We start from the raw sequence: 22,853 nt of genomic DNA, 5'->3' as shown, positions 1-22,853 counted from the left end.
CGCGCCAATGGTACTGCGTCTTAAGACGTGGGAGAGTAGGTCGCCGCCAGGTCGCTCAGGCACAAGAGACGCTTCAATCCGAAAGCATGCATGCTTACATCTTCACGACATCCATCGTCCGACATGACAGACATCCGCGGGGTGGAGCAGCCCGGTAGCTCGTCAGGCTCATAACCTGAAGGCCGCAGGTTCAAATCCTGCCCCCGCAACCACCATTACCGAACACACCTGTTCCCGAAGGCCGGCCGCTTCCGAAGCGCCGGCCTTCGCTGCGTTTACGCCCAGTCCGAGGCTGAGCAACGCCACGAGATCGCCCTCCAACTCGATCTCGACGCCGCGGGTACCGTTGGTGGTGGAGCGCGATTTTTTGCGCAAGGCCTCCGGTCGATGAGTGCCGCCCCTTCAAGTCGGCATGGATCGCCACCTCGCGGCCGGCATAGAGAACCCGCACCGTGCCGGCTTCCACCACCCGGACCCGCTCGCCGATCAGCCGCCAGGGCGCCGAGTAGGCGTTGCCGTCGACCTCCACCGCGCAGTACGTGCCGACCCGGCGAACCAAGTCCCGCGCCGTGGTAAAGGGTGGGATGCCGGCCAGCGGTTTCAGCGCCTGGACCTCCTCCCGCCGGTAACGCTCGATCGGTGCTTCGCCGGTCGTGCCGTGACACCGCTGATCGGCAATGTCCCTCGTCCAGGCCTCCAGATGCGCTTCCAACTCCGCCCAGGTCGCAAAGAACCGGCCGGCGATGGCGTTGCGCTTGACGTAGCCGACGCCACGCTCGTCCTTGCCCTTGGTCCGCGCCCGGTATGGCGCGCAGGCCTGCACCCGGAAGCCCCAGTGCCGGGCGAAGGCGTGCAGGCGCGGGTGCAGCACCACTTCCCGGCTGGCCACGTCGTGGTGCAGAATCAGCGCCCGCGCGTTGTCGAGCAACACCTCCTCGGCCACACCGCCGAAGGCCCGGAAGGCGCTTTCCAGGCCGTCGAACCAGCTGTCCTGCTTCTCATGCCCGTAGGCCCGCACATGCAGCCGGCGGGAAAAGCCCAGCGTCGCCACGAACAGGAACACCACCGTCGCCACCCCGCCGATCTCGATGCGACGGACGCCGAAGTCGATCTGCATCTGCTCGCCCGGCCGCGTCTCGAAGCGCACCGTCGCCCGCGCCTGGGCGACCAGCTCCCGGCGCAACGGCGCCACCGCCCGCTCCACCGTCCGCAGGCTGACCACGATCCCTTTCTCCCGCGCCAGTTCCTGCCGGATCACGTCGGCATTCCCAGCGTGTCGACGGAAGCGCTCGGCCAGCCAATCACCGTGATCATCCCGCCGTTTCGACCGCGACGGTGACGCGCACGGACGCCAGCCTCCCAGACCAAGTCACCGTTTCACCGTGTGCTTGGAGCAGCCCAGTTCCGCCGCAATCCACTTCACGCCCCAGCCCAGCGCCTTCAGCTTCAGCATCGCCGACACGTCATCCGGCGCCTTCATCACGTCCCTCCGCGGTTCAATGCCCCGCGGAAAAGCCTCGTTCAAGCTCGCCATCCCTCAAGTCCCCTTCTCTCAAGGGGGCAATTCCTTATGGCGCCAGGGGGCAGTTTGACGTGTCGCCTGACACGCCGCCACCCGTGCTTCAATGAGGCCCAGGCGTTTCCGCCCAGGAAAGTCTGGAGCAGCCGTACAATCCTGATCTTGATATTGGGCTTCAATGAGGCCCAGGCGTTTCCGCCCAGGAAAGACCCATCACTCTACCCTGTTGTTTTATAGTCAAAAATGACGCCGGTTTCGAGGGGTATCTCATTTCCTGGACGTCAGGCCGGCTTCCGATCCGTATTCGTTCTTCACGATGTCAAAGAACCAAGCGCCGACAACCATTTGGGAGATTCGAGCGGTGCCGGCATTTCGACAGGTACCGGACCCCTCGCAAAAGGATCGGCGAACCTCCACAATAGCATTCTCCGCCGCCCTCACACCACGATCGCCTCGCGTTGGATCGTGTCGAATGGACGGCCAAGGCTTTCGATCCGCAAATCCACCGTTTCAACCGGACCGATGTCCATGATCAGGACGTGATCCTCCGACGGCTTGATCAGGCCGTCCAGCCGGGCGCCCAGGGCCGCCCGGCGGCGCGGAGTCAGGCGGCACTGGAAAACCGAAAGCTGAAGCCAGCGGCCATAGCCCTCCATCGCCTTGAAAACCCGCCGTCCCCGTTTCGGGTCGCCAATGTCGTAAGTCACGATGTAAAGACGCTCGTTGCCGGCCATAGGCGGCTCCTCTCGCTCATCGCGGGCAGTAATGCGTGTAGCGGTCGAACTCACCCAGCAGGTGGCGGGCCAGCAATCGTGCCTGCACATGCAGCATCCGCCGCATCGAGATCTGATAACCGAAATCCGGATGGGAAGCCTCCTGATCCAGCCGCCGCTCGAAGGCGCGGATCAGGCTCCGCCGCCCCGCGACCGTCAGGTTGCAGCCCGGTCCCACGGTGATGAAATCACTGGGCGAGAGTTCCCCATTGTTCAGCGCCATCAGCACGGTGGAATCGGCCAGGATCGGCCGCAAGGGTTCCATCAGATCCAACGCCAGCGCAGGGCGGCCCGGCCGGTCGGCATGGTAAAGGCCGGCCCAGGGATCGAGCCCGGCGATCTCCAGCGCCGTGGCGCAGCTGCGCGCCAGCAGCGAATAGCACAGCGACAGGCAGGCATTGGCCGGGTCGGCCCGCGGACGCCGCGATCGCCGGTCGAAGCCGAACTCCGGCAGTCCTGCCACCTTGTCGGTGAACAGAGAGGGGAAGGCGCGAAAATAGGCCGCCGCCCCTTCGCCCTCGACGCCCAGAAGTTCCGGCAGCGAGGCGACCTTCGCGGTGCGCTCGGCCAGCCGCTTCAGCGTTTCAGCGGCATGGTCGCGCTCGGCCTCCGTCGCCCGCCAGTTGCGGCGCAGGATGGTGCGCTGGTTGCGCAGCTTCGCCCGGACGAGGTCGCGGGCGAACAACAGCCGGCGAAAGGCGTCGCCGCGCACGGCATATTGCGCTTCGCGCGCATGTGCGCTGCGTGGCCCGCGGCCGCCGGTGGTGGCCATGAACCAGAAGCCGCTCGACATCCAGGCGATGGGGGTTTCCTCCCGCACCAGCGCGTGCAGAGCCGGCGTGGACAGCGATACCGGACCGGCGAGCACCAGTTCGGACACCTCGCCGATCGGGACCTCGCGGTCTGGCTCGTTCTCCACCGTGATGACCAGCAGGTCGCCTTTCTTGCCGACCCGCGCTCCAGGCTGCTGAACATACAGCGGCATGGTCGAATCGGCGGCCGGCGGTGGCGTACGCGGCGGGCCGCCGCTGCGGAACAGGTTGACCTCGTCCGGCAGGCAGATCGGCAGCAGCGAGCATTTTGCGCATTTGCGGCTGTTGTCCAGCGGTGACGGGATGCGCCGGGCGGCCGCGGCCAGATGCAGGCCGGAAGCCGCTTCGGAGGTGCGGGCGCGCAAATCCTCGCCGAATGCCACCGGCACCCGTTCCCGGCTGCCGGAAAACCACAGGAAGCCGTCGCCCACCCGGTAGCCGTTGTCCTCCAGCACCAGTGCCTGGGCGCAGAGCTGGACCTTTTCCGGCTCATAGGCACCGCCCTCCACATGGGGGCGCTTGCCCTTCTTGAAGTCGATGGGGGTGAGGATGCCGTCGTCACCCTCGATCACATCCATCTTGGCGACGAGCCCCAGCCGTTCGGACGACAGCTCGATGGAGCGGACCTCGAAGGGAGGAGCCTCGTCGGCTTCCTCCGGCGGGGGCAGGGTGCCGCGTCCGGCATCGACGCGGGCATGGACCCGCTTGCCTTCCTCCGTGTCGGCGCTGGCCGCCCAGCTGCCTTCGACCCATTCGAGATAGGCGAGGCGCGGGCAATAGACCCATTCGTTGACCATGCGCGCCGGCACCAGCAGGTCGGGATCGCTCTCCGGTGGCGCGGGAAGGGAAAGGCTCAGCTGTTCGGTCATCGGCACCACTCCCTGACGGATGGCTCGTTCCATAGAGCCCGTAACCAAAGGAGGAATATTTCTCTATTGAAACACGCAAAGAAATTGAACTTCACTATCGGACAATTAAAAAAATTGAATGTGGAGATTTTTCAACCTTTTGTTTATATTGCCGGACAATGGTCGTGCATGGGGTTGCGGCGGGAGGGGACCATGCGCGTTCAATTCGGCTGGCACCTGGACGGCGCCCACTGGCCGGAAACGCTCGACGGTGCAATTCATGGGCTCGGTGATGCGGTGGTCGGACCGGAGGGGCTCCTGGGGCTGCTTGAAAGCTGCCTTGGTCTTGGCCGGCCCGATGTGCCGCCGGTGCTGCGCGTCGCCCAATTCCTGGCGCGGTTGCGGGCTGTGGACGATGGCGCGCGCTTCTTCAGCGCATCGCTGGCCGCCGATGGCTGGGCGGTCGCCGCCCTGATCCTCGGCTGGCGCGATGCATTGGTCGAGGCCGGCTGGAGCGGTGAGGACCCCAACGGTGGGGAGCGGCTGTCGACGCTCGCGACGGCGGAGAGGTCGGCCGCCGGACCGCTGGCCCCCGGCCGAGCCGACCGTCTGCGCGCCCTGCTCGATGAACTGGCCGGCTTGCTGCCCCAGCCCCCGGCCCTGCCGATTTCGGAACTGCGCCTCGCCACGCCGGCGGGATTGCTGCCGCCGGGCTGGCGGCTTCTGCTGGAGCGGCTGGCGGGGGCGGGCGTCCGCATCCTGCCCTGCAAAGAGGGGGGCAAGGAGGGGGACGCGCTGGGTGACGGCGATCTGGCGGCTCTCGGACGTCGTCTTGCCGGCGACCGCAGCGCCGGGGCCGATGGCGACGGTCGCGTGACGGTGCTGGAGGCCGACGACGAGTGGATGGCGGCGGAGGTGGTGGCCGGCTGGCTCGCCGCCCGGCCGGACCTCAATCATCAGGTGGTGATCGTCAGGGACCAGCGCACCACTCTGCTGGACGAGGCCTGCCGCCGTCTCGGCCTGCCGCGTGCCGGCGGGGCCGGGCGCTCGCCCTGGCGAGGGGCGGCGCAGGTGCTGCCTTTGGCTTTTGCCGCGCTATGGGAACCGCTGGATGCCCATCGCCTGATGGAGCTGTTGACTCTGCCGCAATCGCCGATCCCGTCCGGGGTGGCGGAAACCTTCGCCGATGCGCTGGTCGAGGCGCCGGGCATTGGCGGTCCGGCCTGGCAGGAGGCGTGGCGCACCGCACGCGAGCGCCGCCGCGGCAGGCTGGAAGCGCGCGGCCTGTCGGGCAAGGAACTGGAGCGTCGGCTGGCGGCGGAGGAACGGGACTGGCGCGGCTGGCTGGATAGTGCCCGCTTTCCGGAGACGGAGGGGGTGCCGGTGCCGGCCGCGGTGGCGTTGTGCGGGCGGGTCGCGGCCTGGGCACGCGGGCGGGCGGCACCCCGCCCTGGAACTCGGCCGGGAAACCGGGACGCCGGCCGCGACGAGATGCTGGACACCGTCGCCGATCAGGCGGAAACGATGGCGGCGGTGGTCGCCGCCTGCGGGATGCCGCGGCTGTCCCGGCCGCAGCTGGATCGCATCCTCGACATGGTGATCGCCGACGGCGTCGCCATGCCGGCCGGCGGAGCCGAGGCGGCGGCTTGGGCGACGGTCGACGATCCCGGACAGCTTTGGGGTCCGGCCGGCACCGTGCTGTGGTGGGGCTTCGTCGATCCGGTAGCCGCCCAGCCCGCCATCCCCTGGAGCAATGCGGAACGTCTGGCGCTGGCCGGTGTCGGTTGCCTGCCGGAACCCGCGGGCGCGCGTCTGGCCCGCGAGGCCTGGGCATGGCGCCTGCCGCTGCTGAATGCGGTCGACCGGCTGATCCTGGTCAGGCCGCGCCGGATCGCCGGTGAAGTGACCGCTGCCCATCCGTTGTGGCACGAGATCGAACCGGCGCTGGCCCGCTGCCCGCCGCTGTCCGCGAGCGCCGCTCTGGCGGTGGACCGCCTGACCTTGGCTGGACGAACCCTCGTTCGAAAAGAGATGGAGCCGGGAGCACCACCGCTGCCGCGGGCGCGCTGGGGGATTCCCGCCGGTGCGGTTGCCGTGCCGGACCGGCTGTCGGCCACCAGCCTGGAGCGTCTGCTCGGCTGTCCGTTCGCCTGGGTGCTGCACCATGTCGCCGGTATCAGGCCCGGCGTGCTGCGCGCCATCCCGGATGGGTCGCGTCTGCTCGGGTCGCTCGCCCATGCGGTGCTTGTGGAGCTTCTGACCGAGCGGCCCGATTGGACGCCGGAGGCAGCCGCGGCCCGTGCCGCCGCTCTGTTCGACCGTCTGCTGCCGGCTCTGGCGGCGCCGCTTCTCCGTCCCGGCCTGGGGCTGGAGATGGAGCGTGCCCGCGTCGGGGTGGCGGAGGCGGCCCGCCGGCTGGTGGCGCTGATCGTCGAGGCCGGGCTGCGGGTGCGTGGCTGCGAGGTTGCCGTGGAGACCGAACTGGACGGCGTGACGCTGGAGGGGCGGATCGACCTGCTGCTGGAAACGGCGGCCGGCGCGCCTGTGGTTCTCGATCTGAAATGGAGCGGCAGCGACAAGCGCCGCCGGCAGGAGATCGCCGAGGGGCGGGCGGTCCAGCTTGCGGTCTATGGCCGACTGGTCGGCGGAGAGATGGGCCCGGCGGTTCCTGCCGGCTACATGATGCTGGCGCAGCAGCGGCTTCTGGCCTGCGCACCGGCCCCTTTCCCGCCGCACCTGCATGTGCCGGGCAGCGACCTGCCGGCGGTCTGGCGCGCGGCCTGGAGCGGTCGCTTGGCGGCGCTGGAACGTCTGGCCGACGGTGACATCCGCGCAGCCGGAATTCCCGATGGCGACGGCCCCGGATCGGACGAACCGGTCGGATTGACCTTGGAACCACCCTGCAATTTCTGCGGATACGGGCGCCTGTGCGGCGTCGGGAGCGTCGGCGCATGAACGGTTCATCCCATGACGGAACGGCTCCTCTTGGAATGGCCCCCGTCGATCTGGTGACGGCCAGCGCCGGCACCGGCAAGACCCACCGGCTGACCCGCGCCTACCTCGACGCGGTGGCGGCGGGCACCGCGCCGGAGGCGATCCTCGCCACCACCTTCACCCGCAAGGCGGCCGCCGAATTGCTGGAGCGCATTCGCGGCGGGCTGTTCGAAGCCGGCCTGGGCGAGGCGGCGCGCGATGCGCTGGCCGGCCGGATCGGCACCGTCAACGCCCTGTTCGGCCGCATCGCCGCCGACTTCGCGCTGGAGGCCGGCCGCTCCCCCGTCGCCGAGGTGATCGCCGAGGAGCGCGCCGCCGCCCTGTTCGCCGCGGCGGCCGATGCGGTCATCCTGCGCCATGGCGACGGTGTCGAAGCCGCCGCCTGGCGCCTGCGGCTGCCGGAGTGGCGCGGTCTGGTGCAGGAGGTCGGCGCCAAGGCGCGGCTTAACGGCATTGCGCCGGACGATCTCGCCGTTTCGGCCGAGCGCTCGCTCGCCGGGCTGTTCGCCCTGCTGCCGGCGGCGGCGGATACCAGCGAACCGCTCGACCGCGCCCTGGCCGATGCGGTGTCGGCCGCCGTCGGCGCCATCGAGGCGGCGGGCGACACCGGGGTGAAGAAGACGGCGGAGGCGCTGGCGGTCCTGAAGGATGCCGCCGCCCTGCTGGATGACGGACGCCCGCTGCCCTGGGCGGAGTGGGTGCGGCTCGGCAAGATCGATGCCGGCAAGCGCTGGACCGCTGAGGTCGATCCGGTTCGCGAGGCGGCCGGCGCCCATCTCCGTCATCCCCGTCTGCGCGCCGATCTGCGCGCCCTGGTCGACGGGGTGTTCCGCTGCGCCGCCGAGGCGATGGAGGCCTATGGCCGCTTCAAGCGCGACCGCGGCCTCGTGGATTTCGTCGATCAGGAATGCGAGGCGCTGGCCCTGCTGGAGCGACCCGAGCCCTGCGCCCTGCTGGCCGAGCGGATCGAGCTGGCGCTGGTCGACGAGTTCCAGGACACCAGCCCGATCCAGCTCGCCCTGTTCCTCCGGCTGGCCCGCGTGGTTCGCCGCTCCGTCTGGGTCGGCGACGCCAAGCAGGCGATCTACGGCTTCCGCGGCACCGACCCGGCGCTGATCGACGCGGTGACCGCCACGGTGCCGGTCACCATCGGCTGCATGACGGAGCGGCTGCCGACGAGCTGGCGGTCTCGCCCCGGCCTGATCGCCTTCCACAACGACCTGTTCGGCGCGGCATTCCCGCCGCTCGGGATCGCGCGGGAGGATGCGACGGTCGGCGGCTGCGCCCGCAAGGACGGTGCCGACCAGCCGCCGCCGCTGGCGTTGTGGACGCTCGGCGGCAAGAATTGGGATCTGGCGCTGGCGGCGCTCGCCCGTGGCGTTGCGAGCGTGCTGGCGCTGCCGGAGGCTTGGCCGGTCGGGCGGCGCGGCGACCGCGAGGGCCTTACCCGTTCGATCCGGGGCGAGGACATCGCCATCCTCTGCCGCAAGAACGACCGGTGCGCCGCCGCGGCGCGGGCGCTGGCCGCCGCCGGGCTGAAGGTGGCGGTCGGGCGGCAGGGGCTGGTCTCGACCCCGGAGGCCGGGCTGGCGCTCGCCGCCTTGCGTTACCTGGTCGATCCGGCCGACACGCTGGCGATTGTGGAATTGGCCCATGCGGATGAAGATCTGCCGGATGGCTGCGGCCAGCCGTCCTGGCTGGAGGACTGGCTGCGGCCCGACGCCGCCCGGCGGGCGCGGGAGGAGACGGCGGCGCTGCGGGCGCTCGACGCCGCGCGCGGGCTGCTTCTGCACCTGACGCCGGTGGAGGCGCTGGAGATCGCCATGATGGCCGGCGGGGTGGTGGAACGGGTGAAGCGTTGGGGGGACGCTGCGGGGCGGCTGGCGAATCTCGACGCCCTGCGCGGCCTGGCGCGCGATTACGAGGAGGACTGCCGCGCACGGCGCGGGGCGGCCACTGCCGGCGGGCTGATCGGCTTCCTGGCCGATGTGGACAAGGGGGGCGACCAACCGCCCGCCACTGACGCCGCCGCTGTGCGGGTGATGACCTACCATCAGGCCAAGGGGCTGGAATGGCCGCTGGTGATCGCGCTCGACCTTCAGGACGGGCCGGACCCGTCGCCTTTCGGCCTGTCGGTGGAAGGGCCGGCCGATGGCGTCGATCCCTGGAATCCACTGGCCGGGCGCTGGCTGCGCTGGTGGCCCTGGCCCTACGAGAAGCAGCGCAAAGGCGCCGGGCTCGATGCTCCCGCCGACGCCAGCCCGGAGATGGCCGCCGCCGGTGCCCGCGAGCAGGCGGAAGCCGTGCGCCTGCTTTATGTCGGGTTGTCGCGGGCGCGGGATTATCTGGTCCTGGCCCAGAGCCGGCACGGGGCCGCGTGGCTGACCGCGCCCCGCGACGCGGACGGCGTGCCGGTGGTCCAGTTGCCGGCGGCCGGCGGCGAGGCGGAATTGCGCGTCGCCTCCGCCAGTCATCCGCTCATGCTGGCGGCTTTCGAACCGCCGGAGGACACCGACCAGCGGTCGTCCGCCGGTCCGGAGCCATCCGCTTTCACCCTGCCCGTGGCGGCGGCGGTGGACCATCCGCCCCTGCGGATCGTGCCCAGCCGCTGGCGTGCGGCCGCCGATGCGCCGCCCCCCGTCCTGCTGCGAGAAACGCGGCTGGGAGACCGCCTGCCGACCCCCGGCGGCGCCGACATCACCCGGCTGGGCGAGGCGATGCATGGCTTTCTGGCGGTGGACCGGCCGGAAACGCCGGCGGCCCGCCGGCTGGCGCTGGCCGCCGGGCTGCTGGAGCGCTGGGGACTGCCGGGGATGGAAGCGGCGGCGCTGGTCGAGGCGGGCGACCGGCTGTGGCGGGCGCTGGCAACCCGCTGGCCGGGAGCCGGCTGGCGCTGCGAGGTGCCGGTGCAGGGGCGGCTTGGCCTGCAACGGGCGTCCGGCCGCATCGACCTGCTGGTCGATGCGGGAACCGGCTGGGTGATCCTCGACCACAAGGCTTTCCCCGGCCCGCATGAGCGCTGGGGCGAGCGTGCCCTGGAGCACGCCCCCCAGCTGGCACTTTACGCCCGGCTGGTGGCGGAGGCGAGCGGCCGCCCGGTGCTGGGATGCTTCATCCACATGCCGGTGGTCGGGCGGCTGCTGGAGGTCGGGTGAGTGGCGGTCAGGATGGCGTGTCCGGCGCTTCGATCGGCTGGGCACGGGTGAAGTTCATGAATTTGCCGACCGAGATGCGCCGGGCGGCGAAGACATGCTCGACGCCGAGATGGGACAAACCGCCCGGCTCCCGCAGCTTGGGATGGCCGAGCAGGGAGCGGATCGCCGACAGGCTCGCCGGATCGCGCCAGACCGGCCACGCGAAGGAGAAGCCATCCTTGTTCCAGGCGCCGCCGGGCAGGGTGGGGCGCACCCGCCCGGCGCGCGTTTCCGGTGCCAGCGTCAGTGCCGTCAGACCGACCGCCGCCAGCCGGTTCGCCCCATGCTGGGTGCCGAGCTTGTAAGCCGGGTCGGTGGGGTTGCCGGCCATCAGGGCGTAGCGGACATCCTCCTCCGGATCCCAGCGGAAGGAGGAGGTGGGATCGTCGCGGTGCCAGGGCGCGAACAGCGCCTCGGCCAGACAGTCCGCCGCCGACAGGGTGACGGCCTTCTTACCGCGTCCCCGTGGCGGTGGCGCCGGTTCGGTTGGCACGCGGGCCAACCGTTCGAGGAAATGCTGATGCCCCTGGCCGAACAGCAGGCACAGCGGCGTCGGGTCGATGGCGGCCGTGTCCGGCTTGTCCTCGTCCTTTATGGCGGCGTCGGTCATCAGGGCTGCCAGCAGGGTCGCGCGATCCGCTCCGGCATCGGCCGCCTGCTCGAGCAGGTCGCGGGCCTCCCGCCGGGTGTAGTTCAAATCCTTCCGTTTGCCGAAGTCATGGGCCTCGGTCAGCAGGTCGATCCCCCGCGCTGCCTCACCCGCCACCTCCTCCGGCGTGAACGGGCGGGCCAGATGCAACCTCGGGCGCAACGGCGGTTCGTCCAGGCTCCAGGACGCGCGGGGGTGCAGGCGGTCCGTCGTCTCCCGCGCCCGGTCGGCGGCCTCAAGTGCGCGCAGCAGGCCGAGCAGGGCCAGGAAGGCCAGCAGATTGTCCGGTTCCAGCCCGTCCAGCCGGTGGGTGGTGGCGGGATCCTGTCGGGGCATGGTCATGCCGCGTCTCCTTCGGTCTTGTCGGCCGTCTTGCCGGCCTCGCCGCCCCGCCGTTTCGCCGCCGCCGCCGAGGCTCGCTGATCGGCGAGCCGCAGGATGGCTTCCATCCGGGCCAGCTCCCACAGGCCGTATGTCGCCTTCAGCCGCTCGAACAGGCCGGGCCAGTCCAGCCCGTCCAGATCGAAGCCCAGCGATTGCGGGCCACAGCCCGGAGCCAGTTCGGTCGGGTTGCCGAGAACCGCCGGCAGATTTGCCCGCTCCTCGGCGTCCTTCCCGTCGCTGTGCGGGAACAGCGGGCGGCCGTGACCGTGGTGGGTGCCGACCAGCCAGAGGACGAGCTGAGGGTCCTTCGCTTCCTCCAGCCGGGGCGTTTCCCGTGCGAGCCGCACCGAAAGGGCTTCATGTCGCCAGTGGCGTGGCAGACCGGCCCGCTCGCGGGCGTCGCGCGGCAGTTTCCGGCCGGATTTCGCAAGGACGCGGTCGGGATCGGCCAGCGGGTCGCCGGCCAGCCAGCGTTGGAACCGCGGCTCGATCTTGCCAAGATCGTGCAGATAGCCGGCGATGGCGAGGTCCGCGACGCGCTCCTGCGGCAGCCCGGCGGCATGGGCGAAGCGGGTGGTCATCGCCTCCACCTCTCCGCTGTGTTCGAGCAGGGGCTGGGCATAACCGGTCAGCGATCCGGCGATGTCGTCGTCGGTCGATCCACCGGCGGCGGCATCCTCTTCGGCTGTCGCATCCCTCAGGCCCAGCGGCGCGACGAAGACGATGCCGCGCGGCTGTTCGCCCTGATCGCCATACAGGTCGCGGTGCATCTCCACCCGCCGATGGCGGCCTTTGGCATGGTCGAGCCGGTTCAGCGCCTTTTCCAATTCGTCAGGCAGGCCGAGCGCAAGGAGGGTTTCCCGCACCCGTACCCAGTCGGTGACGCTGCCGGTGTCCGCCAGCGCCTGACGCAGGCGGGCAGCGACATCCGCCTCCAGCTGCCGGCGCTCCTCCTTGTCGAGGAGACCTTCCAGGTGGGGCAGCAGCAGGCCGGGGGCGACGCGCACGTTGAAGCGGCGCCCGGCGAACGGCTCCGCCACATCGGCGGCGACATCCCGAACGGGGCCGGCGGCCTCGGGATTCCAGCCGAAGAGGTCCAGGCCGCCATGGCCGGCGGGGACGACGATGGTATCGCCGGGGCGCAGAGCCGCCGGCTCGATCCAGCCGGACCGCTCGTCGTCCCCCGACCAGCGGAAGACCCGCTTCGCCGGGGCTTTCGACCGATGGGAAGCGGACTCGTCCGGTTCCGTGGCGGGAAGATCGGCCAGCGCGGCGGTTTCCCATACCCGGTTGGTCAGCCAGCGGCGCACCGTCCACACCGGCAGTTCCACCGCTTCGCCGGAGCGGGGCGGTACCAGCAGCAGCAGGCGGCGCAGGTCGGCGTCGGGACGATCCGGCTCGACATCGGCCCGCCAGATCACCGACACCGCGTCGGGCTGGCGGCGGGGGCCGTGCAGATAGAGGGCGACCTCGGGATCGCAGGCCGGCACCGGTGCGGTCTGGCTCAACAGATCGAGATGGGCCGGCATCAGCACCGGCGCGTCGGCATGCGGCGAATAGGGCGAGGGGCTTTCCACGGGCGGAGCCTCCTTCACCAGCGCGTCGAAGGCCGCCGGCCCGAAATCGACGGTGCCACCGACGGCTGCCCGTTCGCAGAGCCAGTCCCAGGCCGCCTTGATCGAGCGGCCATAGACGGGATCGTCATGGCGCGTCGACAGTTCCGGCTTTCCGGCGACCACCGCGCCATGCGCGGCGAAGGGCCGCCCGGCCCGGTTCAGCCGGCCGAAGCGCTGGCGCAGCGCGTCTAGCGGTGCCGCCTCGCTGATCAGCCCGTCGAAATCGAGGTCGGCGCCGGCCTCAAGGCACTGGGTGGCGACGACGATGGTCGTGCGTTCCAGCGGCCGTGTCTCGCCCTCCGTCCAAAGACGGGTGCGCAGCGGAGCAAGCTCTTCGACCGCCTTCTCGCGATCCGGGGCGCGGGTCGGGCCGATCATCAGGATCGGCTCGGCGTCGACGCCGGGCTCCGCCTTCAGCCGCTCGAACAGCTGGCGGGCGCGGACGATGCGGTTGACCACGACGGCCACCGCCGGACGGTCGATACCTTGCGCGCGCAAGTCGGCGATGGCGGCCGTCACCGCTTCGGCGAGGGCGCCGACACGCTGCCTTTCGGCGGCGGCGTCCGCCTTCGCGCCGTCCTCCTCCTCGGCGGCGGCGTCCGCCTTGCCCTTGGGCGGAGCGATCAGGCGCACCGGCTTGGCGGCGGTTTGGCGGGCGGCGAGGATCGGGTTGTCCGCATCCGCCGAATCCGGCTTGAACAGCGTCGCTCCTTCCTCCGGGCGTGGCGTGGCCGACAGCAGGGCCACCCGCCAGGGGGCGGAGGCCGCCTCGGGGCCACCGCCCTTGTGCTGTGCGATGCGGCGGAGTGTCTGGCGGAACGGCTCGGCCAGATGGGCCTCGTCAAGCAGGATCAGGCAATCGGCGCCGATCAGCCCGGCATGAATCGGCTTGGCCGCGTCGGACACGCCATAGCCGCGGAACAGCAGACGCGAGCCGACCTGATCGACGGTGGAACACAGGATGGTCGGCTGGGCCGGGCTGCGCGCCCAGCCATCCTCGCGCGGGATGCCGCCGCGCAGGCGCTGGACGACCAGCGGCGGCGCGTCCGGTTCGTCGGTCAGCCGGCGTAGCCGTTCGGCGACCAGGGTGGTGATGGGGCCCTTCGGTTCGATCAGGGCCTTTCTGATTTTATCCGCCCGCTCGAAGGCGTCGTCCACCACCAGACGGCGGTCGACGACGAAGGCGATGCGCATCGGCGCCCGCCGTTGTGACAGCCGGTCGGACTCCAGCGCCAGATGGAAGACGGCGATGTCGATGGCCGCCGTCTTGCCGAATCCGGTGGGCAGGGCGAGTTGGTCGGGCCATTCGCCGTCCGCCGCCACCTGGGTTGCGAGGCGCTGCTGCCAGGGAAATGGTGGATGGCCGTGGATCTCGGTGAAGAAGGCGGTGAAGTGGTCGGCGGTGAGAGACGTCATGACCGCTCCTCCGTGCTGTCCAACGGGCGGCACAGGCCGAGACCGAGGAAGCGGCCGGCGCCGAGCAGCACCGGCCCCCGCACCGGCTCGGGAAAGCGGATCACCGCATGGGTCAGCTGGCGGCTGGCGAGCGCGCCGGGCAGCTTCCAGCGCATCCAGGCCGGGGCGTTGCCGGACGGGTAGGCCGACGGCGCGCCTTCCAGGGCGGAATGCTTGTCGGGCACGATGTCATCCCGCCCCGGTTCCGGCAGTCCGGCGTTGCGGCAGGCAGTGGCGATCTGGTCGGCGATTTCGATCTGCCGGGCCTCTCCCCGTTCCTTCAGATGGCGGTCGAGGACGATCGGGGTCACGGTGGCGAAGGTCGTCGCCTCCGCGGTGTAAAGCGCGGGGTCGAGCGAGCGGCGCTTGTCCGGCGGGTCGAAGGCCGGGGCGAAGGTCAGGCCGAAGCCGTCCAGGTGCATAAGCCGGCGTTCGCTGTCCTCCTCCTTCGGCGCCACCATCCGCAGCGCCTTCAGGAAATCGGGATCGTCGAACAGGTCGCTGCCGCGCGGCGGAATGACCGCGAAGCCGAGCGCGTGGCCGTCGGCATGGGGAAAGCCGGTGAAGCTCATCGGCACGATGGCGATGTGCGGCGCGCGGGACGGCTTGCGGTCGGGCTGATGGCCGCTGACCATCTCGGGGATGGCATCGTGCAGGCCGCTCTTGTCGTAGCCGCTGAGCAGGGTCTTGTGGATTTTCTTGGCGACCAGGGCGGCGGCCCGCAGGTCGGGCATCTCGGCACCGCCCTGCTTGGAAACCACATGCTCCAGCAGCAGCCAGCGGTCGGCGAAGACGCCGGCCGTCTCCTTGCGCTGAACCGCCGGCGGCTTGAACGGATTGCCGGGGCCGGGCCGTCGGTTCGCGTCATAGGCGCGACGCAGCTCGTCGAACCGTCCGCGATAGATCGTGCTCGTCGGCCAGCGGGCGTTTTCCGGCGCAGCCCCCTCCTCACGCAGGAAACGGCAGCGGGTCAGGCTGGTCGAATGGCCGACATAGGCGGTGTCGGCGGCCAGAGCCTCCAGCGCCGCCATCGTCCGGTCGTCCGGGGCGGTGTCGGGCCAGTGCAGGCGCACCTTTGAGTCGAAGGGGCGGGTGGCCGGAAAGCGGCGCGGCTGGCGGGCGCGCAGCGACGGCAGCACTGCCTTGTCGCCGGAGCGCCCGCTTTGCGCGTCGTTGGGCGGAACGAAGCGGACGGGGGCGGAGCGTGCGACGTGGCCGGACGCGACGATGCGCGGCGTCCGCTGTTCCTCCAGCCATTTCAAGGCCGCGGCTTCCTCCGGGCGCTGGCCGCGCGCCGCCCAGGAGGCGACCAGGGCGGAGAAGACGCGCGGCGGCTGGGGCGGCCAGTCCGGCTGGTCGGCGTGGGGGCCGCTTGTCGCGAAGGCGACGCCCAGCAGATAGTCGATCTCCAGCACCAGGGTCTTGGAGGGTGAGGCGGTCGTCATGACCCGGCCCCATCGCCCTCGCCGTCCTCCTCGCCGCCCTTGCCTTCCAAGGCGAGTTCCTGGCTGCGGCGGACGATGGCGACCAGCTTGTCCTGCGGAACCAGCCGGATCGGCTCGTCGGGCAGGGCGAAGCCTGCCTTGATCGCCGCCGCCACGGCGTCGCGGTAAAGCGCGCGGGCGCCCGCGCGGTCGATGTCGATGGCGGTGGTGGTGCCGTCGGGATGGACCAGCTCCAGCGGCGCCCGGCCGTCGCAGACCAGATCGCAGCGCGAGCGCAGCGCATAACCCTGGGCATCCTGTTCGACGATGGCGAGCAGGCCGAGGGCGGCCAGCAGCGCCCGCCCTGCGGCGTCCCGTTCCGGCGCGCCGAAGCGCAGCCGCCGCAGGGCGGCGAAACTGATCACCACCGTGTGTTCGAGGTGGTCGCAGGTGATGCCGAGGGCGTCGATCGACGGGGCGATGTTGCCGTGGTTGATCTCGGAGGGGCGGACCTTCTTCGACTTCTTGCCGGCGCCGTCGGCGGTGATGTCCCAGCCGGCCGGCCCCTTGAACACCTCGACCTTGCGCAGTACGCCCAGCGGGTCGATGCGGCTGCCGGTGCGGCGTCCGGCGGTGCGAGGCTCCATCTCGCCGGTCTTCTGGTTCTTCACCCCTTCGACCGGCACGCCGATGGCGACGATCTCCGACACCAGACAGCGGGCGAACTTGGCCCCCAGCCCGCCGCCCTCGCCGGTGGAATGCCAGGCGCCGAACAACAGCGCGTTGGGCGAGGTTTCCAGAAGCGCGCGGGCATCCTCCGCCTTCGCCTTGGCGAGCCGCTTGCCGAGCGCGCTGTCCATGAAGGGCTCGTTGCCCAGCAGGCTGTCGCGCAGGATGGCGTCATAGACGCGGTGCGGCGCGTCGAGTGAGGTCAGTTCCGACAGGCCGGCCAGATCGAACTCTTTGAAATCGACCACAACATGGGGGATGCAGACCACCCCGTCGCGGTGGGCGGCGAGCAGGGATTCCTCCAGCCGGTTGGCCTGGGATTGCGGGCTGTCGACCAGCACGCAGACGATGTCGTCGCTCCCGATGCGGCGCCGTTCATAGACATGGGTCGGCTGCGGACTGCGGCCTTCGCCGGGGTAGGTCGGTGGGAAGATTTTATCATTCTTGCCGCCGACCGGCTGAAGGGTCTGACGACGGCGCAGGGCGGCATTCTCCGCGACCATGCGCGTGAGTTCGGCGATGTCCATAAGCGTTCCCTCAGGCTTCGATTCACTCCCGTGAAGCAGGAGTGTTTAGGTGGGTAGCATTATAATAGGTTGCTCTAACTGAAGCGGTCACCTCAAAAAAGATTGGGTAAAAGCGCATTGAACAGTCATAAGGGAGAACTCATAAGCTGAAAAGCTACCGCACCCTGAACACTGGCCCCCGCGGCGCGAAGGGCAGGGGTCTGCCGGCCGGGATCAGCAGGGCGTGGTCGCGGCGGATGGTCAGCCTGTCGCATTCCCCGTCGGTGATGACCAGCAGCGGGGCGTCCTTGGGGAAATCCTCGGCCTCCTCCAGCAGGTCGATGCCGGGTTGCAGCACGGTGCCGCCGCGTCCGCGCACCGTCAGGCGGCTGGCGATCTCAACCACGTCGAGATAGCCCTGGTCGTAGGCGGCGGCGTCGCAGAACACCACCCGGACATGGCGCACGTCCTTGGCCGTGGCATAGCTGGCGATGGCGCCCAGCGCCTTGCCCAGCAGGATGCGGTCCATCGATCCCGAACTGTCGAGCAGGACGCCGAAGGTGCGGTCCTCCACCGTACCGAAGGCCGGCCGCCGGCTGGGGCGCGGGATGTCTGGGGTGCCGGCCTGCCGGCGGCTGGGCCGGGCGAAGCTGCGCACCGTCTCGATGGGGGAGAAGCGCTCGTCGAACCAGCGGGCAAGCTCGACGTCCCACTCCAGCGGGGGATGGGCCAGTGCCCGGATCTCCTCGATCAGGCCGGCGGGGATGGTGCCGCGTCCGCGCTCGCGATGCAGCTCCAGCCCGTCCATCAGCGCGCGGCGGTAGAAGGCGTCGAGGTCGGTCCAGTCGCCGGAGCCGGGCGGCTGCCCGCTCCGGCGCTCCTCCAGCATGTCGCACAGGCCGGCGCCGCGCAGGGTGGCGAGCTTGCGCGCCCGCCGCAGGTCGCCGCACAGCCGGTCATAGACGGTCTCGGCCGACATTCCCTGCAGTTGCGGATCGTACAGCAGGCCGGCGGGCATCGCGCCGACCGCCATTTCCAGCAGCCAGCCGTTCACGACGTAATCGCAGGCGACGTTCCACAGGAAGGCATCGCGCCCGCGCCGCCGCGCCAGATGGCGCAGGGCCGCATGCAGCAGCTCATGCGCCATGACGAAGCGCAGCTCTTCGGGGGACAGCCCATGGGCGGGATTCACATAGATCTCGCCGGCCATGTCGCTGATGGCGGCGACCGACACGTCGAGCGAGCGGCAGGCCACCGGATCCTCGACGATGCGGAAGGCGGCGGCGATGGCGCCCAGCAGCGGGAAACGGTCGATGAACCAGCGCCGGGCCTCCTCGGCGGTGCTGACCCGCTCGGTCTTGGCGTCCAGTTGCAGGATGCGTCCGCCGGCCACCGCCACCGCGCGCTGGACCGCCTCCCGCATGCCGTCGACGAACAGGTCGGCCCAGCGGATCTTGGCGCGCCAGCGCTCCACCGGCGCATCGACCATGTCCGGATGCGGCCCGGCGGTGCCGAGCGCCCACACGCCGTCGGGGCAGCCCTCGGCGACCATCCAGTCGTAAAGCTCCGCCTCGCCGGCATCGGGGATCAGGGTCAAATCGACAGGCGTGCCACCGGCATCGGACCAAATCCCGAAGCCATCGAGCAGGCGGCGGACCACCACGTCGCAGGCGGCGTTCCACAGCCGGGGATTCGCCTTCTCCTGGAAATGCTCCATGCCGAGATGCAGCAGGGCATGCGCCACCGCCCGCCCCCAATCCTGCGGGCTGCCGCGCCGTGTCGGGTTGCAGACGATGTCGCCCGCCGGGGTGACGACGCACCATGCGGCGGAGCCATAGGGCCAGGGCCGGTCCTTGCTGCGGATGACATGGGCCATGTGCAGCAGAGGCGCGGTCAGCGGATGCGCGGCCAGCAGGGCGACACCCTCCTGGAAGGCGAGTGTCGCGGGATCGGAGACGGCCTTGTCGGCGCCACGGCGCTTGCCCATCGCCGCCTCACCGGGCCTGTGCGGCGAGCCGCGGCAGGTCGCGCACCACTTCGGCCAGGAACCAGCCGGGAATGCCGCGGTCATCCTCGTCGGCGGCGACGACGCCCTGGGCGATCTCCAGGCTGATGGCGGCGAGGCTGCGCAGCAGGGCCTTGGCGGCGTGGGCGAGTTCGCGGTGCGGCGGCTTGATGTTCGCCGGCTCGGCCGGCAGTTCCTTGACCAGATGGGCGCGGAAGGACTGGGACAGGAAATAGAGGATGTCGCGGTCGCCGGGCGCGTCGGGCCAGCGGATGTCGCCCTTCAGCAGCTTGGCGACGTCATAGCGCAGCCGCGACTGGCGCAGGAAGGCGCGGAACTGGATGGCATGGGCGGGCGACAGGCAGCCGGCGGCGAGAACGCCGACCCATTCGTCGGTCAGGGCGTCGCCGAAGGCGGCCATGGCGTCGGACAGCGCGTGCCAGGATCGCGGGGTGGAGAAGGGCTCCTCGCTGCGCGGCGGCCGGCTCCACAGATGGTCGGGGCGGGCCTCGACATAGCGGATGACCTGCTCGTGCACGGCATTGCGTCGCGCCCAGTCCAGCCACTCACGCGCCGACACCCGCAGCTCGACGACGACCAGCCGGTTCAGCAGGGCGCTGGACAGCGGGTTGACGAAGGCGGCGTCCTCGGCCCGGTTGCCGGCGGCGATCACCACCGACCCGGCGGGCAGCACGTAATCGTCGATCCGCTTCTCGAACACCAATGGATAGAGCGCCTTCTGCACCTCCTTGGAGGCGTTGGGCAATTCGTCCAGGAACAGGCAATAGGGGGTGTCTCGCGCGATGCGGGCCGGCGGACAGAAGCGGGTGCGCCCGTCTTCGATGCGGGGAACGCCCAGCAGATCCTCGGGCAGCATTTGGCTGCCGAGCAGGGTGACGCAATCCAGCCCGACGGCGGCGGCGAAGTCGGTGACCAGACTGGATTTTCCGATGCCCGGCGGCCCCTTGATATAGACCGGGCGCACCGGGGCGACGGCCAGCAGGAACTCGGGCAGGGTGGCTGGGGTCAGGGCGATGGGCGAGCCCGGGGAAACCCCCGGCGATGGGATGGACATGGATATGAAGGTTCCGGATCAGAAAACGGGATGGTCGGTGCTGTCCGCCGGCTCTTGCGGGTGGGAGTCTTTTTCTAAGGGACCGCGCACCAGACAGCGGAACAGCCGGTCGGCTTCGGCGGCGAGGGCCGCCTTTTCGGTGGGTGTCGGGCCGGGGATGACCGCCGCCGCGATCTCGTCGGCGATGAAGGCGTCGAGCACGCCGATCCGCGGGCCTTCGCCCAACTCGGACAATTGCTGCTTGCGCGCCAGCAAGCCGTCGATGGCCTCGCGAATCTCTGGCGTGAGGGCCAGACCGTCCATCAGCGCGCCAAGCGCCATCGGCAGCGGGTCTTCCGGCCGTGTGCGCAGCCAGGCCAATGCGCAGGCCGGGCGAACGGCATAGAAGTACTTCTTCAGCCGGCCCCGGTCCCGGCCGTCGATGTGACGCCTGAGGTTGCCGGCGGCCAGACTCCGGTAATGGTGGATCGCCGCCGTCCGATGGGCGACCCGGCCGGCGAACGCCTGCACCAGCCGAACGGAGTCTTCGTCCGCGCGGTAGCGGATTGGGGAGGACAGCCATTCGAACAGGACCGGATTCGCCTTGCCCAGCAGGGTGAGCGCCTTGGCGATGTCCCAGCCGTTGATGTCGAGATCGTCCTCGATGGGCAGTTCGATGACGTCCCGTTCCCTCGTCAGGGTCAGATAGCGGTCGAGCGGCCGGACATACAGAAAACGCACGTCATAGTCGCTGTCGGGGGAGGCGAAACCCCAGGCGCGGCTGCCCGATTCGACCGCCAGCAGGATGCGAACGCCGTTGTCCCGTTCGATCCGGTCGAGCTTGGCGCCGATGCGCTGGCGGACGGTGGCGGGGATGCGGTCAAAAGTCATGGATAGACTCTGCGGGCTGGAAACGATCCGATGGCACGTCTACCGCGTCGAGGTGTCTGATTCGGTCAGGTCCCCTTGCGAGATACACGGACGGGTGGCGTGTGGAGGCGGATAAACCAATCCGATATCGGATGCAATTATGCCGATGGTCAAGGGTGACCGATTCTGTCCATGGTTGCCGTCATCATGGCGGTGACGATGATGCATGATGGTGGACGCGATGGCGAAGGCGCATGCCGACCGGACCTGTTCGGAACTGGAGGATATGATCTGCCGTCTGACGGCACAGGCCGAACGGGTCGAACGCACCCTTGAGGAGGCGAAGCGGGACCGCGAATCCCTGCTTCGGGATTTGCATGTCGCGCGTCAGGCGCTTGCATCGCGTCAACGGGCGGCCAAGGAGCCTGCGGTCAGCAGCCATGCTCTGCTGCGCTATGTGGAAAGGGTTTTGGGGATCGACGTCAAGGCATTGGAGCGGACCCTGCTCAGCCAGGAGGTGAGGAACGCGATCCGCGCCGGGGCAACCCGCGTTACGGTCGACGGACTCAGTCTTGTGGTGAAGGACAATGTCATTGTCACCGTCGTCGATTGACCGTTCAGCGGTTGTGTGGAATGTTGGCGGCAATCTTCGGTTTATAAGCCTCCGGCTCTCGTGATGTTTTGGAGTGTTTGGTTGTTCCATACCTATCTTCTCATGGAACCATGAGAGCATGAGACACGAAAAGGCTCAGAATCTGTTTCAGCTTGCGCTTGAGATGCAAGCCAATCGGCAGGGCATGTCGCTGGCCGACATCGAGGAGCGGTTCGGCGTTGGCCGCCGCACCGCGATGCGGATGAGGGATGCCGTCGCCAGTGTCTTTCCGCAGGTTGAGGAGATGGCGGCTGATGACCGTTCCAAACGGTGGCGGCTTCCCAAAAGCACGGTGAGCGGCCTGATAGACATCAGCGTCGAGGAGCTTGCGGCGCTGGAGTCGGGCGTCCGTCTGATGCGGCAACAAAATCGCGCCGTCGAGGCCGACGAACTGACCGGACTGATGGCGAAGCTGAAGGCCATGATGCGTCCGGACGCCGTTCGCCGGGTCGAGCCCGATCTTGACGCGCTGCTCGAATCCGAAGGGCTGGCGATGCGTCCCGGCCCGCGGCCACGCATCGCGATGGGAGTCGTCACAATCCTCCGCGAGGCGATCAAATCCTGCCGCAAGGTGCGCATCGGCTACCGCAACCGGAAGACCCGGCAGATGAACGAACGGATCGTTCATCCCTATGGCTTCCTGCATGGCCACCGGCATTATCTGGTGGCTTGGCATGAGCACCCGAAGGCGGAGAAATTCGTCCTTTTCAGCTTGCCCGGCATCGAAACGGTGGATTTGCTGACGGACAGCTTTGCTCGGGATTCCGCCTTCAATCTACAGGGTTTCGCAGCCCGCTCCTTCGGGCTGTTCCAGGAGGAGCCGTTCGATGTCGTGTGGCGGTTCGCTGCCGACGCCGCCGATGTCGCCGCCGACTTCGTGTTCCATCCGACCCAGACGCTTGAACGGCAGGAGGATGGCTCCCTGATTGTGCGCTTCCGTGCCGGCGGCGATCTGGAGATGGCTTGGCATCTCTGCATCTGGGGCGACAAGGTTGAGGTTCTCGAACCGGCGCGACTGGCGGAGCTGGTGAACGGTCAAAGACGGGCTTGGCCGGCCTTGCCATGACAAGACGGTGGATCCGTTCTCCGATCAACTGAACCGCGCCAAGCGAACGAGATCCTACGCAAGGCATCGGCGTATCTTGCCCAGGCGGAGCTCGACCGCCCGCGTGGCGCTGGCCGGCCCGGTGGCGCCGTTGTCGCCGCGCCTGCACGCCTATGGCATCGACGCGCTGGCGGGCTTCGTCGTGACCGATGCGAACGGGCTGGCCCAGGCCGTCGCTCGTGGAGCGAAGGCTTGGGCCTTCGCGCCGTTCGGGCGGATCGTCCACCGGCGGCGGGACGGCGGTGACGATGCGATCCGGTGAGC

14 protein-coding genes, 1 tRNA gene and 1 pseudogene are annotated in these 22,853 nt (G+C 69.6%); 6 read left to right on the top strand and 10 right to left on the bottom strand.

Features of this window, described 5'->3' with window-relative positions:
- Positions 1-135: 135 nt before the first annotated feature.
- Positions 136-212, top strand: a tRNA-Met gene (locus CRT60_RS11845).
- Between the two features lie 182 nt (positions 213-394).
- Here CRT60_RS11845 and istA read toward each other — a convergent pair.
- The 3 genes and pseudogenes from istA to CRT60_RS11830 form a co-directional block, all read right to left on the bottom strand.
- Positions 395-1,534 (bottom strand): annotated as a pseudogene (istA, locus tag CRT60_RS11840) (IS21 family transposase); the annotation flags it as partial.
- A gap of 422 nt (positions 1,535-1,956) precedes the next feature.
- Positions 1,957-2,253, bottom strand: coding sequence for a CRISPR-associated endonuclease Cas2 (gene cas2 / locus CRT60_RS11835; RefSeq protein ID WP_098736613.1), 297 nt, complete (start codon positions 2,251-2,253; stop codon positions 1,957-1,959).
- 16 nt (positions 2,254-2,269) lie between these two features.
- Positions 2,270-3,973 carry a CRISPR-associated endonuclease Cas4/Cas1 gene (locus CRT60_RS11830; RefSeq protein ID WP_098736612.1) on the bottom strand — a complete coding sequence of 568 codons (1,704 nt, stop codon included), beginning with the start codon at positions 3,971-3,973 and terminating at the stop codon, positions 2,270-2,272.
- A 192-nt stretch (positions 3,974-4,165) separates the two neighbouring features.
- On the opposite strand from CRT60_RS11830, the gene CRT60_RS11825 reads away from it, so the two are divergent.
- Positions 4,166-6,907, top strand: a complete 2,742-nt coding sequence (locus CRT60_RS11825; protein WP_098736611.1) for a PD-(D/E)XK nuclease family protein — start codon at positions 4,166-4,168, stop codon at positions 6,905-6,907.
- Complete coding sequence (locus tag CRT60_RS11820) at positions 6,904-10,101, top strand: UvrD-helicase domain-containing protein (RefSeq protein ID WP_244592431.1); 3,198 nt, start codon at positions 6,904-6,906, stop codon at positions 10,099-10,101. Before CRT60_RS11825 ends, CRT60_RS11820 begins: the two co-directional genes overlap by 4 nt.
- Positions 10,102-10,108: 7 nt before the next feature.
- Here CRT60_RS11820 and CRT60_RS11815 read toward each other — a convergent pair whose 3' ends face one another.
- From CRT60_RS11815 to CRT60_RS11785, 7 genes are all read right to left on the bottom strand, one after another.
- A complete protein-coding gene (locus tag CRT60_RS11815; protein WP_098736609.1) occupies positions 10,109-11,131 on the bottom strand; it encodes a type I-G CRISPR-associated protein, Cas3-extension family in 1,023 nt (340 codons plus the stop codon).
- Entirely contained in the window at positions 11,128-14,205 is a 3,078-nt protein-coding gene (gene cas3g, locus CRT60_RS11810; protein WP_098736608.1) for a type I-G CRISPR-associated helicase/endonuclease Cas3g, read from the bottom strand. The genes CRT60_RS11815 and cas3g overlap by 4 nt, the downstream gene beginning before the upstream one ends.
- Positions 14,202-15,689 (bottom strand): type I-G CRISPR-associated protein Csb2, encoded by a 1,488-nt coding sequence (gene csb2 / locus CRT60_RS11805; protein WP_098736607.1) that lies wholly within the window; start codon positions 15,687-15,689, stop codon positions 14,202-14,204. Before csb2 ends, cas3g begins: the two co-directional genes overlap by 4 nt.
- Positions 15,686-16,924 carry a type I-G CRISPR-associated RAMP protein Csb1/Cas7g gene (gene cas7g, locus CRT60_RS11800; protein WP_098736606.1) on the bottom strand — a complete coding sequence of 413 codons (1,239 nt, stop codon included), beginning with the start codon at positions 16,922-16,924 and terminating at the stop codon, positions 15,686-15,688. Before cas7g ends, csb2 begins: the two co-directional genes overlap by 4 nt.
- A gap of 154 nt (positions 16,925-17,078) precedes the next feature.
- Entirely contained in the window at positions 17,079-18,890 is a 1,812-nt protein-coding gene (locus tag CRT60_RS11795) for a vWA domain-containing protein (protein ID WP_098736605.1), read from the bottom strand.
- Between the two features lie 7 nt (positions 18,891-18,897).
- Positions 18,898-19,983: an AAA family ATPase gene (locus CRT60_RS11790; RefSeq protein WP_098736604.1), complete on the bottom strand. Its 1,086-nt coding sequence runs from the start codon at positions 19,981-19,983 to the stop codon at positions 18,898-18,900.
- An 18-nt stretch (positions 19,984-20,001) separates the two neighbouring features.
- The gene (locus CRT60_RS11785; protein WP_098736603.1) at positions 20,002-20,853 is read right to left on the bottom strand and encodes a nucleotidyltransferase domain-containing protein; all 852 of its coding nucleotides are present in this window, start codon (positions 20,851-20,853) and stop codon (positions 20,002-20,004) included.
- Positions 20,854-21,058: 205 nt separating this feature from the next.
- Between CRT60_RS11785 and CRT60_RS11780 the strand changes: the two genes are divergently transcribed.
- The 3 genes from CRT60_RS11780 (at position 21,059) to CRT60_RS11770 (ending at position 22,851) form a co-directional block, all read left to right on the top strand.
- Positions 21,059-21,445: a hypothetical protein gene (locus CRT60_RS11780; protein ID WP_098736602.1), complete on the top strand. Its 387-nt coding sequence runs from the start codon at positions 21,059-21,061 to the stop codon at positions 21,443-21,445.
- A gap of 118 nt (positions 21,446-21,563) precedes the next feature.
- The gene (locus CRT60_RS11775) at positions 21,564-22,550 is read left to right on the top strand and encodes a helix-turn-helix transcriptional regulator (protein ID WP_167421687.1); all 987 of its coding nucleotides are present in this window, start codon (positions 21,564-21,566) and stop codon (positions 22,548-22,550) included.
- A gap of 76 nt (positions 22,551-22,626) precedes the next feature.
- On the top strand, positions 22,627-22,851 hold the full coding sequence (locus CRT60_RS11770; RefSeq protein ID WP_244592430.1) for a Rossmann-like domain-containing protein: 225 nt from the start codon (positions 22,627-22,629) through the stop codon (positions 22,849-22,851).
- Positions 22,852-22,853: the final 2 nt, after the last annotated feature.

It is taken from the genome of Azospirillum palustre, from assembly GCF_002573965.1.
Lineage (GTDB): Bacteria > Pseudomonadota > Alphaproteobacteria > Azospirillales > Azospirillaceae > Azospirillum > Azospirillum palustre.
This window is presented reverse-complemented; position numbering and strand designations above follow the sequence as displayed.

What these genes read in the sequence shown, in the direction of transcription:
- cas2 (WP_098736613.1), bottom strand. Translation starts at nt 2,253, where the DNA reads ATGGCCGGCAACGAGCGTCTTTACATCGTGACTTACGACATTGGCGAC.
- CRT60_RS11830 (WP_098736612.1), bottom strand. Translation starts at nt 3,973, where the DNA reads ATGACCGAACAGCTGAGCCTTTCCCTTCCCGCGCCACCGGAGAGCGAT.
- CRT60_RS11825 (WP_098736611.1), top strand. Translation starts at nt 4,166, where the DNA reads ATGCGCGTTCAATTCGGCTGGCACCTGGACGGCGCCCACTGGCCGGAA.
- CRT60_RS11820 (WP_244592431.1), top strand. Translation starts at nt 6,904, where the DNA reads ATGAACGGTTCATCCCATGACGGAACGGCTCCTCTTGGAATGGCCCCC.
- CRT60_RS11815 (WP_098736609.1), bottom strand. Translation starts at nt 11,131, where the DNA reads ATGACCATGCCCCGACAGGATCCCGCCACCACCCACCGGCTGGACGGG.
- cas3g (WP_098736608.1), bottom strand. Translation starts at nt 14,205, where the DNA reads ATGACGTCTCTCACCGCCGACCACTTCACCGCCTTCTTCACCGAGATC.
- csb2 (WP_098736607.1), bottom strand. Translation starts at nt 15,689, where the DNA reads ATGACGACCGCCTCACCCTCCAAGACCCTGGTGCTGGAGATCGACTAT.
- cas7g (WP_098736606.1), bottom strand. Translation starts at nt 16,924, where the DNA reads ATGGACATCGCCGAACTCACGCGCATGGTCGCGGAGAATGCCGCCCTG.
- CRT60_RS11795 (WP_098736605.1), bottom strand. Translation starts at nt 18,890, where the DNA reads ATGGGCAAGCGCCGTGGCGCCGACAAGGCCGTCTCCGATCCCGCGACA.
- CRT60_RS11790 (WP_098736604.1), bottom strand. Translation starts at nt 19,983, where the DNA reads ATGTCCATCCCATCGCCGGGGGTTTCCCCGGGCTCGCCCATCGCCCTG.
- CRT60_RS11785 (WP_098736603.1), bottom strand. Translation starts at nt 20,853, where the DNA reads ATGACTTTTGACCGCATCCCCGCCACCGTCCGCCAGCGCATCGGCGCC.
- CRT60_RS11780 (WP_098736602.1), top strand. Translation starts at nt 21,059, where the DNA reads ATGATGGTGGACGCGATGGCGAAGGCGCATGCCGACCGGACCTGTTCG.
- CRT60_RS11775 (WP_167421687.1), top strand. Translation starts at nt 21,564, where the DNA reads ATGAGACACGAAAAGGCTCAGAATCTGTTTCAGCTTGCGCTTGAGATG.